The 13,240-nt window shown below is 64.4% G+C and carries 12 protein-coding genes; 9 read left to right on the top strand and 3 right to left on the bottom strand.

The window, feature by feature from the left end; all coding sequences use genetic code 11:
• The first annotated feature begins 34 nt into the window (after positions 1-34).
• The gene (locus FZI91_RS01150) at positions 35-841 is read left to right on the top strand and encodes a DoxX family protein (RefSeq protein WP_162526608.1); all 807 of its coding nucleotides are present in this window, start codon (positions 35-37) and stop codon (positions 839-841) included.
• Positions 842-960: 119 nt separating this feature from the next.
• Positions 961-2,655 (top strand): APC family permease, encoded by a 1,695-nt coding sequence (locus tag FZI91_RS01145; RefSeq protein WP_155936888.1) that lies wholly within the window; start codon positions 961-963, stop codon positions 2,653-2,655.
• A gap of 80 nt (positions 2,656-2,735) precedes the next feature.
• Here FZI91_RS01145 and FZI91_RS01140 read toward each other — a convergent pair whose 3' ends face one another.
• The gene (locus FZI91_RS01140; RefSeq protein ID WP_155937666.1) at positions 2,736-3,908 is read right to left on the bottom strand and encodes an FAD-dependent monooxygenase; all 1,173 of its coding nucleotides are present in this window, start codon (positions 3,906-3,908) and stop codon (positions 2,736-2,738) included.
• Between the two features lie 110 nt (positions 3,909-4,018).
• Between FZI91_RS01140 and FZI91_RS01135 the strand changes: the two genes are divergently transcribed.
• A complete protein-coding gene (locus FZI91_RS01135) occupies positions 4,019-4,489 on the top strand; it encodes a MarR family winged helix-turn-helix transcriptional regulator (RefSeq protein WP_162526609.1) in 471 nt (156 codons plus the stop codon).
• Here the strand turns inward: FZI91_RS01135 and FZI91_RS01130 are convergent.
• Entirely contained in the window at positions 4,486-5,961 is a 1,476-nt protein-coding gene (locus FZI91_RS01130) for a gamma-aminobutyraldehyde dehydrogenase (RefSeq protein WP_309224190.1), read from the bottom strand. The two genes, FZI91_RS01135 and FZI91_RS01130, sit on opposite strands and share 4 nt — an antisense overlap.
• Positions 5,962-6,071: 110 nt before the next feature.
• Here FZI91_RS01130 and FZI91_RS01125 point away from each other — a divergent pair, with 110 nt between their 5' ends.
• From FZI91_RS01125 to FZI91_RS01115, 3 genes are read left to right on the top strand one after another with little or no spacing between them, the layout of a single operon-like run.
• Positions 6,072-6,578, top strand: coding sequence for an Lrp/AsnC family transcriptional regulator (locus tag FZI91_RS01125; protein WP_162526610.1), 507 nt, complete (start codon positions 6,072-6,074; stop codon positions 6,576-6,578).
• Positions 6,575-7,933, top strand: coding sequence for an aspartate aminotransferase family protein (locus FZI91_RS01120; RefSeq protein WP_375234392.1), 1,359 nt, complete (start codon positions 6,575-6,577; stop codon positions 7,931-7,933). Before FZI91_RS01125 ends, FZI91_RS01120 begins: the two co-directional genes overlap by 4 nt.
• A 2-nt stretch (positions 7,934-7,935) precedes the next feature.
• On the top strand, positions 7,936-9,150 hold the full coding sequence (locus tag FZI91_RS01115; protein WP_162526611.1) for a saccharopine dehydrogenase family protein: 1,215 nt from the start codon (positions 7,936-7,938) through the stop codon (positions 9,148-9,150).
• Here the strand turns inward: FZI91_RS01115 and FZI91_RS01110 are convergent.
• A complete protein-coding gene (locus FZI91_RS01110; RefSeq protein ID WP_155936884.1) occupies positions 9,147-9,539 on the bottom strand; it encodes a PH domain-containing protein in 393 nt (130 codons plus the stop codon). The two genes, FZI91_RS01115 and FZI91_RS01110, sit on opposite strands and share 4 nt — an antisense overlap.
• Before the next feature lie 256 nt (positions 9,540-9,795).
• Between FZI91_RS01110 and FZI91_RS01105 the strand changes: the two genes are divergently transcribed.
• From FZI91_RS01105 to ilvC, 3 genes are read left to right on the top strand one after another with little or no spacing between them, the layout of a single operon-like run.
• Positions 9,796-11,640: an acetolactate synthase large subunit gene (locus tag FZI91_RS01105; RefSeq protein ID WP_155936883.1), complete on the top strand. Its 1,845-nt coding sequence runs from the start codon at positions 9,796-9,798 to the stop codon at positions 11,638-11,640.
• Entirely contained in the window at positions 11,637-12,140 is a 504-nt protein-coding gene (ilvN, locus tag FZI91_RS01100) for an acetolactate synthase small subunit (protein WP_155936882.1), read from the top strand. Before FZI91_RS01105 ends, ilvN begins: the two co-directional genes overlap by 4 nt.
• Positions 12,127-13,197 carry a ketol-acid reductoisomerase gene (ilvC, locus tag FZI91_RS01095; RefSeq protein WP_155936881.1) on the top strand — a complete coding sequence of 357 codons (1,071 nt, stop codon included), beginning with the start codon at positions 12,127-12,129 and terminating at the stop codon, positions 13,195-13,197. The genes ilvN and ilvC overlap by 14 nt, the downstream gene beginning before the upstream one ends.
• The last annotated feature ends 43 nt before the right edge of the window (positions 13,198-13,240 follow it).

Here is a 13,240-nt window from a genome sequence, read left to right as displayed (position 1 = left end):
ACATTCGGGCCTCCAATGGACTTACTCTTGGGCCGTGACCGGTCATTCGGACGATCCGCAGGTGTGGCGTAAGCCGCCTGAACTGGTCGACCCTGAAGACGATGTGCCGTCCGCCACCTATGGCGGCGACTTCGAGACCACGGCAATCCCGCAATATCAGGCGGAAAAGCTGACGAGCTCCCACGACGTGAAAGAGGTTGGACCGTTGTACGATCCAGCGCCGCTGCCTTATGCCGAACCTGCCACCACCCAGATATCTTCTGAGGCGGTGCAGGCGCGACACGCCGCACCGTGGGGCACCCAGGATCCGACGGGTGACCGTCGCGGTACCCAAGATCTAGGACTGTTGTTACTGCGTGTCGCGGTGGGCGCGGTGCTCATCGCGCACGGGCTGCGCAAGGTTTTCGGCTGGTGGGGTGGCAGCGGGCTCAATGGCTTCGAAACCACTCTCGGTGACCGTGGCTTCAAATACGCCGACATCCTCACCTATGTCGGTGTGACGGCCGAGCTGGGCGCCGGGGTGCTGCTGGTCCTGGGCCTGCTCACGCCGCTGGCGGGTGCGGCCGCGCTGGCCTTCATGGTGAACGTGCTGCTCTCGGACATGGTGTCCGATAAGGCGAATCGGTACGCGATCTTCTGGCCAGATGGGCATGAGTTCGAGTTGCTGATGATCGTCGCGATCATCGCGGTGATCCTGGTCGGCCCTGGTCGGTACGGGTTTGACGCCGGACGGGGATGGGCCCGCCGACCGTTTGTCGGCTCCTTCGCCGCGGTGCTGCTCGGACTGGGTGCCGCCGCCGCTATCTGGGTGTTCCTCAACGGGACAAATCCGCTGGCCTAGTCCGTAAATCCGCCGAATCCGGGGCTAAACCCGTTTTTGGTGACGAATTCCGCTCATGTTGGGCGAAGTTTCAACGGAAACCGTATTCTGCTCGCATTCCGCCGAGCAGGGAGATGCCGATGAGCGCAGACGGTGCAGTGGAGAGCAAGGGGCTCAAGGGCGGCGCGATGGGGCTGCTGTCCAGCGTCGTCGTTGGGCTCGCCTCGACGGCACCGGCCTACAGCCTGGCCGCCACCCTGGGTTTGATCGTCGCCAGCGGCGGTGCCCTGCTCGCCGGGGTCAAGGCGCCCGCCATCGTGCTGATCTCGTTTATCCCGATTTATCTCATCGCGGTGGCCTATCAGGAGCTGAACAAGGCCGAGCCGGACTGCGGCACCACCTTTACCTGGGCGTCCCGCACCTTCGGACCGATTGTCGGATGGCTCGGCGGCTGGGGGATCATCGCCGCCGACGTCATCGTGATGGCCAACCTGGCCCAGATCGCGGGCGCCTATTCGTTCACATTTGTCGGTGATCTGGGGTGGACGGCGGCGGCGAGTCTGGCCGACAGCACCCTGTGGTCGACAGGGGCAGGCGTTCTTTGGATCGTGATCATGACGTACATCTGTTACCGCGGTATCGAAGTCTCCGTGCGCCTGCAGTACGCGCTCTTGCTGGTCGAGATGGTTGTCCTGGTCGCCGTGTCCATCATCGCGTTGATCAAGGTCTACACCCATAACGCCGAGGCCTACTCACTGCTGCCGTCGTTGTCCTGGTTCTGGCCCGGGGGTATGGATTTCGGCACCGTCATCGCACCCGCGGTGCTGACGACGATCTTTATCTACTGGGGTTGGGATACCGCAGTGGCCTGTAATGAGGAGTCCGATGACCCGGGGCGCACGCCCGGGCGGGCTGCGGTGCTGTCCACGTTCCTGCTGCTGGCCACCTATGCGTTGGTGAGCGTGGCCGCGGTCGCCTTCGCCGGGGTGGGCACCGAAGGTATCGGGCTGGGCAATCAGGAGAATGCCGCCGATGTGTTCAAGGCCATCGGTCCTGAACTGTTCGGCGATAGCTTCCTTGGGCATGTGGGGATGCTGCTGTTGTCCGCCTCCATCCTGACGTCGGCCTCGGCCTGCACCCAGACCACGATCCTGCCGACGGCCCGCACCACCCTGTCGATGGGTGTCTACAAGGCGCTGCCCGATTCGTTCGCATCGATCCACCGCACTTATCTGACGCCCACCACCTCTACCGTGGCGATGGGTGCGGTATCGATCGCGTGCTACGTGTTGTTTACGATCATCAGCACGAACCTGCTGACCGCGCTGATCGGATCGGTCGGCCTGATGATCGCCTTCTACTACGGGCTCACCGGCTTCGCGTGTGTGTGGTTTTACCGCCGGACACTCACGCAGAGTGCGCGCAATTTCATGATGCGTGGTGCGATCCCCTTGCTCGGCGGAATCGCGCTGACGGTCATCTTTGCCTACGGGCTGATTCAGTACGCCAAGCCCGACTGGCTCATCGATGACGCCGGTAACAACGTCACGGTCTTCGGAGTCGGGGCCGTGGCGGTGGTCGGTATCGGCGCGCTGGTGCTCGGCGTCGTGCTGATGCTGCTGTGGCGGGTGGCGGCGCCGCCGTTTTTCCAGGGGACGACGCTGCCACGGCGCAGCGCCGATCTGGTGCTGTCTCCTGCGGCCGCGGCAACGCATTTCGGGCTACCCGATGCCGTGGAGGCGCAGCAGACCGTCATCGCGACCGATTTGTCCAACCTTCCAGACGGCGAGGTCGCGGTAAATCCACAGACGGGTGAGGAATTCACGCGCGACTAGGCTTCGCTCCCGCGAGCGCGACGTTATGCATCGCGACACGCCGCAAGTAGCGCGCATAACGTCGCCTTCGGCGCGGAGGTCTACAGGGTCGCGAGCGCCTCGGCCGCTGCCGCGGCGGCGTCGTAGTCGGGAATCCAGTCGTCGGCGAGAATCCCGGTGAGCCGGGCGGCCTGCTGCTGCGCTGTCAGGTCAGTGGCGCGATAGACGGCGCCCGATTGGCGCGCGTTCCCTTGAACTCGGGTGGTGCGATCGCGCCGAAGCGATTCGTAGAGGGCCAGTCGCCGGGGGACGTCGGCGATCGAAGCGCCCGCGAGCATCTTGGCGAGCACGACCGCATCCTCGATCGACATGTTTGCGCCCTGACCGAGGTGCGGGGTCATCGGGTGAGCGGCATCGCCCAGAAGCGTAATGCGCTCGGTTGACCAGCGCTGCAGTTGCTTTCGGTCGTAGAGGCCCCAACGGAAGGTCTCCGGAATCGCGTCGATGATGCCCGGAATCGGCTGTGCCCAGTCGGCAAACTCGGCAGCCAGCTCCCGGATATCACCCGGCGCCGTCCAGGATTCCTCGGCATCGAGGGTGCTCGCGGTGAATGCCACGATATTGAGCAACCTGCCGTGGGAGACGGGATAGATAAGGAAGCTGCGGCCGGGCCCGAGCCACATCTGCATGTAATCCAAATTGACTGTGCTGTCGAGACGTTCGGCGGGGATCAGGGCGCGGTAGGCCATGATCCCCTCGCTGGACAGTTCGACCGGACCGGCCACGGCGCGCTGCACCACCGAGTGGATGCCGTCGGCTCCCACGACGACGTCGGCGTGCTCCTCGGAACCGTCGGCGAACACAATGCGCACTCCGTCAGAAGTCTCGACCACATCGTGGCAAGGGCGTCCGAGGTGAACTGTGCCCGCAGGTAATGCCCCGAACAGCGCCTGCTGCAGTTCGCCGCGGTGCATGGGGAGGGCGGTCACGGGGCGGTCGGCGCTGACCGATGGCCACGCCGGCGGTATCGGAACGCTTTCTCCGTGCCAGGTATGCCATACCGTGCGCTCGATAGGGGTGCCGACGGCACGTATCCGCTCGCCAAGACCCACCGCGTCGAGGGCGCGAAGACCATTGCTCGCCATCACCACACCCGCACCCACCTCGCGCAGCTCGTGTGCCTTCTCGTAGACGACGACATCAGTACCATTCGCGCGCAATGCCGCTGCCGCGGTAAGCCCGCCAATTCCAGCGCCGATGATCGCTACGCGCAGGCCATCGCGGGTAGTCCCTGTCTCCGACATATCGCCGTCCTTTCGTTCGTCTCCGTTATCAATAACATTAGCATGCTAATAATTGTTATGCTAACCGGTAGACTGTGGATGTGCCAGGACAACCGAGTGAAAGCAGTGCGCGCGAGATTGAAGAACTTGTCGCCGCCACGGACGCGCTGTATTTCGCGATGCGCAGAGGGCGCACCTCCTCCGCGGGCACACAGGCGGGAATGAGCCGATCCCAGCTGGAGCTGCTGGCGCCGCTGCTTGATCGGCAGTCGATGTCGGTAAGTCAGCTCGCCGGTACAGCCGGAGTGGCGGTGCCGACAGCCACCCGCGCACTCAAGCAGTTAGAGGAGCGAGGCGTGGTTCAGCGCTCCCGCTCAGCATCGGATGATCGGCTAGTCCTGGTCGCACTGACATCGGCCGGGCGCACGCAAGTTGTCAAGGCGCAGTCTGCCTTTCGGGCTCGGCAACACGAGGTGTTCGCCGAGCTGCCCGGCGTCGATCGTCAGGCCTTGACCGCCAGCCTGACTAGGCTCGCGGGCCTCATCAACGATCACGTGGGTGTGCGGACCTAGCGCTTCGCGAAGATTATTCGGTGCCAGTCCTTTTCGGCAGTGCCGGTGATATCGCTCATCACGTGCTTGATGGTGAGGTACTCCTCAACGGAGTACTGCGACATGTCTTTGCCGAACCCGGACGCGCCGAACCCGCCATGCGGCATCTCGCTGACGATGGGGATGTGGTCGTTGATCCACACACATCCCGCCTTGATTTCCCGCGACGCCCGCTGCGCGCGATAGACGTCGCGTGTCCACGCCGAGGCGGCCAGACCGTAGGCGGTGTCATTGGCCTGCCGCAGCGCGTCGTCGTCATCGGTGAACGGCCGCACCGTGAGTACCGGGCCGAAAATCTCATCGCGGTAGACCTCGGAAGACTCCGCGACATCGGCGATCAGCGTGGGCGGGTAGAAGGATCCGGGCAGATCGGGCACGGTGCCACCGGTGACAACCCGCCCGCCCTGCCCAGGGGCGCGGTCGACCATGCTCGACACCCGGGCACGGTGTGCGGCCGAAATCAGGGGCCCGATATCGGTATTCGGATCCAAGGGGTCGCCGACGACGACCTGGTTCATCACCTCGCCGACTCCGGCCACGAAGTCGTCGTACAGGTCTTGGGCGACGATGGCCCGAGTCGCGGCCGTGCAATCTTGCCCGGAGTTGATGATCGCCCCGGCGACCGCGCCCTGTATCGCGGCATCGAGATTGGCATCGTCGAACACCACAAAGGGTGCCTTGCCGCCGAGTTCCAGCTGGGTACGGTGACCATGAATTGCTGCTGCCGTCATCACTTTTCGACCGACGGCGGTGGACCCGGTGAAGGTCACCAGGTCCACATCGGGATGCCCCGCCAGCGCGGCACCCACGTCATCGCCACGTCCGGTGACGACGTTGAGCACGCCGTCGGGCAGCCCGGCCTCGGCGGCCAGGCGCGCCAACGTCAGCGTGGTCAGCGGTGTCAGCTCGCTCGGCTTGATCACCACCGTGCATCCCGCGGCCAGCGCGGGCAGCACCTTCCAGACCGCCATTTGCAGCGGGTAGTTCCACGGGGTGATGGTGGCGACCACCCCGGCCGCCTCTCGGCGGATGCTGGAGGTGTGGTCGGTCGAGTATTCGGCGGTCGCCTTGCCTTCCAGATGTCTTGCGGCGCCTGCGAAGAACTCGACGTTGTCGATGCTGCCGGGGATATCGAACTCGGTGGCCAGTCGTATTGGCTTTCCGGTCTGGGCGACTTCCTCGGCCGCGAGGGCGTCCGTGTTGGCGGCCATGGCGGCGGCCAGCTTGGCCAGAACCGTAGCGCGGTCGACGGGTGTCGCGCCCGACCAGCCGGGTGCCGCGGCACGTGCCGCCGTCACTGCAGCATCCACATCGGCGGGGGTGGCGAGCCGCAGTTCCGCTACGGCTGCGCCCGACGCTGGGTTGATCACACGATGCGTATCTCCGCTGGTCGTGACGGGGCGGCCATTGATCCAACTGCTTGGAGCGCTCACCCCGTTACGGTATCGAATTTCCACGGATTCCATCGTCTATCACCCATCCTCAGTGCTAATTCGTCGTAAATCATTGCAAGAAGCGATGGAATCCGTGCACAATCGACCCCGTGGCCAACACAACACGACGCCTGCTCCGGGTCGCCGACCCGGGTAGCGGCTCCCCGGCATTCCAGCTCGACGACGTTTCCAAGGCGATCGTCGAGGAGCTTCAGCAGGACGGGCGGCGCCCGTACGCGACCATCGGTAAGTCGGTGGGCCTCTCGGAGGCTGCGGTGCGCCAACGCGTGCAACGGATGATCGACGCCGGCGTCATGCAGATCGTGGCGGTCACCGATCCCATGCAACTCGGGTTCGCGCGCCAGGCCATGATCGGCATCAAATGTTCCGGTGACACGACCGAGGTCGCCGATCGGTTGGCGGAACTGGACGCCGTCGACTACGTCGTGCTGACCGCCGGGACTTTCGACGCGATCGTCGAGGTCGTCTGCGAGGACGACGACGACCTGTTGAGCCTGCTGAACAAGCAGATCCGCGCGGTGCCGGGGGTCACCTCCACGGAGACCCTGGTCTATCTGAAATTAGTTAAACAGCAATATAATTGGGGTACGCGGTGAGCGTCGAACTGGAAACTAAGGCCTCCCGCCACCTGTGGGGACACTTCGCGCGACACGGCGAGGGCGTCGTGCCGCCGATCATCACCCGTGGTGAGGGTGTCACCATTTGGGACTCGAACGGCAAGAGCTATCTCGACGGTCTATCCGGCCTGTTTGTGGTGCAGGTCGGTCATGGCCGCGCCGAACTTGCGCAGGCCGCGGCGCGGCAGGCCGAGACGCTTGCTTTCTTCCCGCTGTGGTCCTACGCCACCCCGCCGGCGATCGAGCTGGCCGAGCGTATCGCCGGGTACGCACCCGGCGACCTTAACCGGGTCTTCTTCACCACGGGCGGGGGCGAAGCCGTGGAAAGCGCCTGGAAACTGGCCAAGCAGTTCTTCAAGCTGACCGGGAAACCCGGCAAGCACAAGGTGGTTTCACGTGCGATCGCCTATCACGGCACCCCGCAGGGGGCGCTGGCCATCACCGGCTTACCCGCGTTCAAGGCGCCGTTCGAACCATTGACACCGGGCGGTTTCCGCGCGCCGAATACCAACTTCTATCGTGCACCGGAGCCATATGCGCACGACGCCAAGGTATTTGGGCGCTACTGCGCCGACCGTATTGCCGAGGCCATCGAGTTCGAGGGGCCGGAGACGGTGTGCGCTGTCTTTCTTGAGCCCGTGCAGAATGCGGGTGGCTGTTTCCCGCCACCGCCCGGCTACTTCGAGCGGGTGCGCGAAATCTGTGACGAGTACGACGTGCTGCTGGTGTCCGACGAGGTGATCTGCGCGTTCGGTCGCATCGGTTCGATGTTCGCCTGTGACGATTTCGGGTACGTGCCGGACATCATCACCTGTGCCAAGGGTATGACATCCGGATACTCGCCGATCGGCGCGATGATCGCCAGCGACAGGCTCTTCGAGCCGTTCAACGACGGCAAGACCACGTTCCCTCATGGCTATACCTTTGGTGGACACCCCGTTTCGGCGGCGGTGGCGCTGGCCAATCTCGACATCTTCGAACGGGAAGGGCTGAACGATCGGGTGCGTGAGAACGCCCCGGTGTTCCGCGCGACCCTGGAAAAGCTCCGCGACCTACCGATCGTCGGTGACGTGCGCGGTGAGGGGTACTTCTACGGAATTGAGCTGGTCAAAGATAAGAAGACCAAGGAGACGTTCGGCGGCGAAGAAAGCGAAAGATTACTGCGTGGCTTCTTATCCGGCGCACTGTGGGAGGCCGGTCTGTACTGCCGGGCCGACGACCGTGGCGATCCGGTGATTCAGCTTGCGCCACCGCTGATTTCCGGTCCCCGTGAGTTCGACGCGATCGAGGAGATCCTGCGCGGGGTACTCACCGAGGCCTGGAACCGGTTGTAGCCGTGCGGATTCTCATCGTTGGTGCCGGGGGAGTGGGCAGCGCGGCTGCGCTCATCGCGGCGCGCCGGGAATTCTTCGAGGCGCTCGTGATCGCTGATTACGACATTGCCCGGGCGCAGACCGTGGTGGATCGCCTCGGCGACCCCCGTTTCGCCGCGGCGCGAATCGATGCATCCTCGGCGCAGGACATCACGGCTCTGTGCGGAGAACACCGAATCACCCACGTGCTCAACGCTGTTGATCCCAGATTCGTCATGAGCGTCTTCGAGGGATGCTTCACGGCCGGGGTCACGTACCTGGACATGGCGATGAGCCTGTCGCATCGCCATCCGGACAAGCCCCACGAGCTGCCGGGTGTGATGCTCGGTGATGAACAATTCGCCGCCACCGAAAAGTGGGAGTCTGCAGGTTTGTTGGCGCTGGTGGGCATCGGGGTCGAGCCCGGTCTCAGCGACGTGTTCGCACGGTACGCCGCCGATCATCTGTTCTCCGAGATCGACGAGCTGGGCACCCGTGACGGATCCAACCTGGAGGTGCAGGGATATCGGTTCGCCCCGTCGTTCTCCATCTGGACCACTATCGAGGAGTGCCTGAATCCGCCGCTGATCTGGGAACGCGGTAAGGGCTTCTTCACCACCGAACCCTTCAGCGAACCAGAGGTTTTCGACTTTCCGGGCGGCATCGGCCCCGTCGAATGCGTCAACGTCGAACACGAGGAAGTGGTGCTCATGCCGCGCTGGGTGAACGCCCGGCGGGTGACGTTCAAATACGGCCTCGGCGCGGAGTTCATCAACGTCCTGCGCACACTGCATCTGCTGGGCCTGGACAGCACAGATCCGGTATCGGTTGGTAATGCCTCGGTCAGTCCGCGCGACGTGTTGGCGGCATGTCTGCCGGATCCCGCCGGCCTGGGACATCTCATGCGCGGGGCCACCTGTGCGGGTTTGTGGGTCACCGGCACCGGTAAGGACGGCAGGCCCCGTGAGGTCTATCTGCACCACGTTGTCGACAACGAATGGACGATGGCCCGCGACGGTGCCCAATGTGTGGTGTGGCAGACCGCGGTCAACCCGGTTGTCGCGCTGGAACTGCTCGCCGAGGGCGCGTGGAGCGGCTCCGGGGTGCTGGGGCCCGAAGCCTTCGACAGCCTGCCGTTCCTCGAACGTCTCAATACGTTCGGCGCCCCGTGGGGCATGCAGGAGCGTGCGGTCGCCTAGTCGCGGATGACGCCCTCATACGGATTTGGTACCCGGCCATTGCTGGCCGCCGAGAGGATGGGCAGCGTCGAAAAGGTGACGGCGGGCAGCCGTAGCGAGCTGCCGTCGGTGAGCTTCGCTTCGGCCCAGGCGTGCTTGTCGAAGCCGAGCCCGTCGATCTCCGTCCATGGCAGCGTCCGGGTGGATGTCAGCGTGCGGACCTGCACCGACTCGGTATCGACCGCGGTGAGGTACCGGACGATGGCATAGGAGATGAGGATCGGGATGGCCAGTAGCGGCGCCAAGACCGGCAGGTACAGGACGAAACTCAAGATGCCGAGGGCCAGAAACGCGGAGACGAAATGCGCCATCGGGGATGTGCGGATCACGGTGCGTTTGGTTTCGGCCATACCGCCATTCTCGCTGACGTCTTACTCGCCGAACCCGGGGGTGGGAAGGGATTTGACTCGGACCTCCAGAAACGACTACCGTGCGCGGTGTGAACAACCAAGCCTTGCTCGTAGTAATCGGTATGCGCGTCGACGCGTAGCCCGAGTCCAAGGCAACTCGCGCACACTCGACGCGCAACCCTCGTACAGCTGACGCTGGCGGGGGTTTTTTGTTGCCATAGGTTTCAGTACAGCCACAACAAGAGGACAGACCACCATGAGCGCACCGACTACCCGGCCGGATCCTCGGTCGGCGCCAACTGCAGGTAATCCAGCGGAGCAACGACCCGGCGTCGTCGCACCTCAGCGCGTTAGCGGCGCGCAGTCGGTAGTGCGGTCGCTCGAGGAGCTCGGCGTCGAGGTCATCTTCGGTATTCCTGGCGGTGCGGTCCTGCCCGTGTACGACCCGCTCTACGACTCGACGAAGGTCCGCCACGTGCTGGTGCGCCACGAGCAGGGTGCGGGGCATGCGGCCAGCGGCTACGCGCACGCCACCGGCAAGGTCGGCGTCATGATGGCCACTTCGGGCCCGGGTGCGACGAACCTGGTTACGCCGCTGGCCGACGCGCAGATGGACTCCATCCCCGTGGTCGCGATCACCGGCCAGGTGGGCCGGAGCATGATCGGCACGGACGCCTTCCAGGAAGCCGATATCTCCGGCATCACCATGCCGATCACGAAGCACAACTTCCTGGTCTACAACGCCGAGGACATCCCGCGGGTCATCGCCGAGGCGTTCTACATCGCGCAGAGCGGTCGGCCCGGTGCGGTTCTCGTCGACATCCCCAAGGACGTCTTGCAGGCGCAGACCACCTTTAGCTGGCCGCCGCAGATCTACCTGCCCGGCTACAAGCCCGTCACCAAACCGCACGGTAAGCAGGTGCGTGAGGCGGTCCGGCTCATTGCCGCCGCCAAGCGTCCGGTGCTGTATGTCGGTGGCGGAGTTATCCGCGCCGACGCATCCCCGGAGCTCAAGGAGCTCGCAGAACTGACCGGCATCCCCGTCGTCACCACCCTTATGGCGCGCGGCGCATTCCCCGACAGCCACGAGCTGCACATGGGCATGCCCGGGATGCACGGCACCGTCGGTGCCGTGGCGGCACTGCAGCGCAGCGATCTGCTGATCACGCTGGGTGCCCGGTTCGACGATCGAGTGACGGGGCAGCTGGACTCGTTTGCCCCGGGCGCCAAGGTGATTCACGCCGACATCGACCCAGCCGAGATCGGTAAGAACCGCCACGCCGATGTGCCGATCGTCGGTGACGTGAAGAACGTCATCAGCGAGCTGATCGAAGCCATCCGGAACGACCGGGCCACCGGCACCACGACCGATCTGTCCGAGTGGTGGACCTACCTGGGCGGCCTCCGCGACACGTACCCGCTGGGATACGACGCGCAGCACGACGGCAGCCTGGGCCCGGAGTTCGTCATCGAAACCCTGGGCAAGATCGCCGGACCCGACGCGGTGTACGTGGCGGGCGTTGGGCAGCACCAGATGTGGGCCGCGCAGTTCATCAAGTACGAGAACCCGCGGACCTGGCTCAACTCCGGTGGTCTGGGCACCATGGGCTTCGCGGTTCCCGCCGCCATGGGCGCCAAGATGGCGCGGCCCGAGGCCGAGGTGTGGGCCGTCGACGGTGATGGTTGCTTCCAGATGACCAACCAGGAGCTGGCCACCTGCGCCATCGAGGGTGTGCCCATCAAGGTGGCGCTGATCAATAACGGCAACCTCGGCATGGTCCGCCAGTGGCAGACGCTGTTCTACGAGCAGCGCTACTCGCAGACGGACCTGGCGACGCACAGCCGGCGTATCCCCGATTTCGTGAAGCTCGCCGAGGCGCTCGGCTGCGTCGGATTGCGTTGCGAGCGTGAGGAAGACGTGGCCAAGGTGATCGAAGAGGCGCGTGCCATCAACGATCGCCCGGTGGTCATCGACTTCATCGTCGGTGCGGACGCCCAGGTGTGGCCGATGGTCGCCGCGGGCACAAGCAATGACGAGATCATGGCGGCGCGGGGCATCCGGCCGCTGTTCGACGACGATGATTTGGTGGCAGACGAATGACAAGCACCCACACGCTGAGCGTTCTGGTTGAGGACCGTCCCGGTGTGCTCGCCCGCGTCGCCGCACTGTTTTCCCGTCGTGGCTTCAACATCGCCTCGCTGGCGGTGGGCCCGACGGAGCTCAAAGATATTTCGCGCATGACGATCGTCGTCACCGTCGACGATTTTCCGCTCGAACAGGTCACTAAGCAGCTCAACAAGCTCATCAACGTGATCAAGATCGTCGAACAAGAAGAGGAAAATTCGGTCGCTCGCGAGCTGATGCTCGTCAAGGTGCGCGCCGACGCGGCGGTGCGGGCACAGGTCATCGAAGTGGTGAACCTGTTCCGCGCCAAGGTTGTCGACGTATCGCCGGAGTCGGTGACCATCGAGGCGACGGGCACCCAGTCCAAGCTGGATGCCCTGCTACGGATGCTCGACCCGTACGGTATTCGGGAGATCGTGCAATCCGGTGTGGTCGCGTTGTCGCGCGGCCCGCGGTCGATAGCTGCGGCTAAGTAGTCATAAAGACGTCAAAAGAAGAAGTAAGAAGGGAATTAAGCAAGTGGCAGTTGAGATGTTCTACGACGACGATGCGGATCTGACCCTGATTCAGGGGCGCAAGGTCGGCGTCATCGGGTACGGCAGCCAGGGGCACGCGCACTCGCTGAGCCTGCGCGACTCCGGCGTTCAGGTGAAGGTCGGGCTGCGTGAGGGCTCCAAGTCTCGCGACAAGGTCACCGAGCAGGGCCTCGAGGTCGACACCCCCGAAGAGGTCGCCAAGTGGGCCGACGTGATCATGGTGCTCGCACCTGACACCGCGCAGGCCGCGATCTTCACGAACGAGATTGAGCCGCACCTCAAGGATGGCGACGCGCTGTTCTTCGGGCACGGCCTGAACATCCACTTCGGTCTGATCAAGCCCCCGGCCAACGTCACCGTCGCCATGGTCGCCCCGAAGGGCCCCGGCCACCTGGTGCGGCGTCAGTTCGTCGACGGCAAGGGTGTGCCCGCGCTCATCGCGGTGCACCAGGATCCCAAGGGCGAAGGCCAGGCGCTCGCGCTGTCCTACGCCAAGGGCATCGGTGGCACCCGCGCCGGCGTCATCAAGACCGACTTCAAGGAAGAGACCGAGACCGACCTGTTCGGTGAGCAGGCCGTGCTCTGCGGTGGTACCGAGGAGCTCGTCAAGACCGGATTCGACGTCATGGTCGAGGCCGGGTACGCCCCCGAGATGGCGTACTTCGAGGTGCTGCACGAGCTCAAGCTGATCGTCGACCTCATGTACGAGGGTGGCATCGCCCGCATGAACTACTCGGTGTCCGACACCGCCGAATTCGGTGGGTACCTGTCGGGTCCGCGCGTCATCGACGCCGGCACCAAGCAGCGCATGAAGGACATCCTCAAGGACATCCAGGACGGCACCTTCGTCAAGCGCCTCGTCGCGAACGTCGAGGGCGGCAACAAGGAGCTTGAAGGTCTGCGCAAGGAGAACGCCGAGCACCCCATCGAGGTCACCGGCAAGAAGCTGCGCGACCTGATGAGCTGGGTCGACCGGCCGATCACCGAGACCGCTTAGTCTCAGTCGTCACAAAGCCCCCGACATGCCACCGCGTGTCGGG

It is taken from the genome of Mycobacteroides sp. CBMA 271 (assembly GCF_009729205.1).
GTDB lineage: Bacteria > Actinomycetota > Actinomycetes > Mycobacteriales > Mycobacteriaceae > Mycobacterium.
This window is presented reverse-complemented; position numbering and strand designations above follow the sequence as displayed.

Excerpts from the sequence above, each read along its gene's own strand:
- FZI91_RS01145 (WP_155936888.1), top strand. The coding sequence starts at position 961 with ATGAGCGCAGACGGTGCAGTGGAGAGCAAGGGGCTCAAGGGCGGCGCG.
- FZI91_RS01110 (WP_155936884.1), bottom strand. The coding sequence starts at position 9,539 with ATGGCCGAAACCAAACGCACCGTGATCCGCACATCCCCGATGGCGCAT.
- FZI91_RS01105 (WP_155936883.1), top strand. The coding sequence starts at position 9,796 with ATGAGCGCACCGACTACCCGGCCGGATCCTCGGTCGGCGCCAACTGCA.
- ilvN (WP_155936882.1), top strand. The coding sequence starts at position 11,637 with ATGACAAGCACCCACACGCTGAGCGTTCTGGTTGAGGACCGTCCCGGT.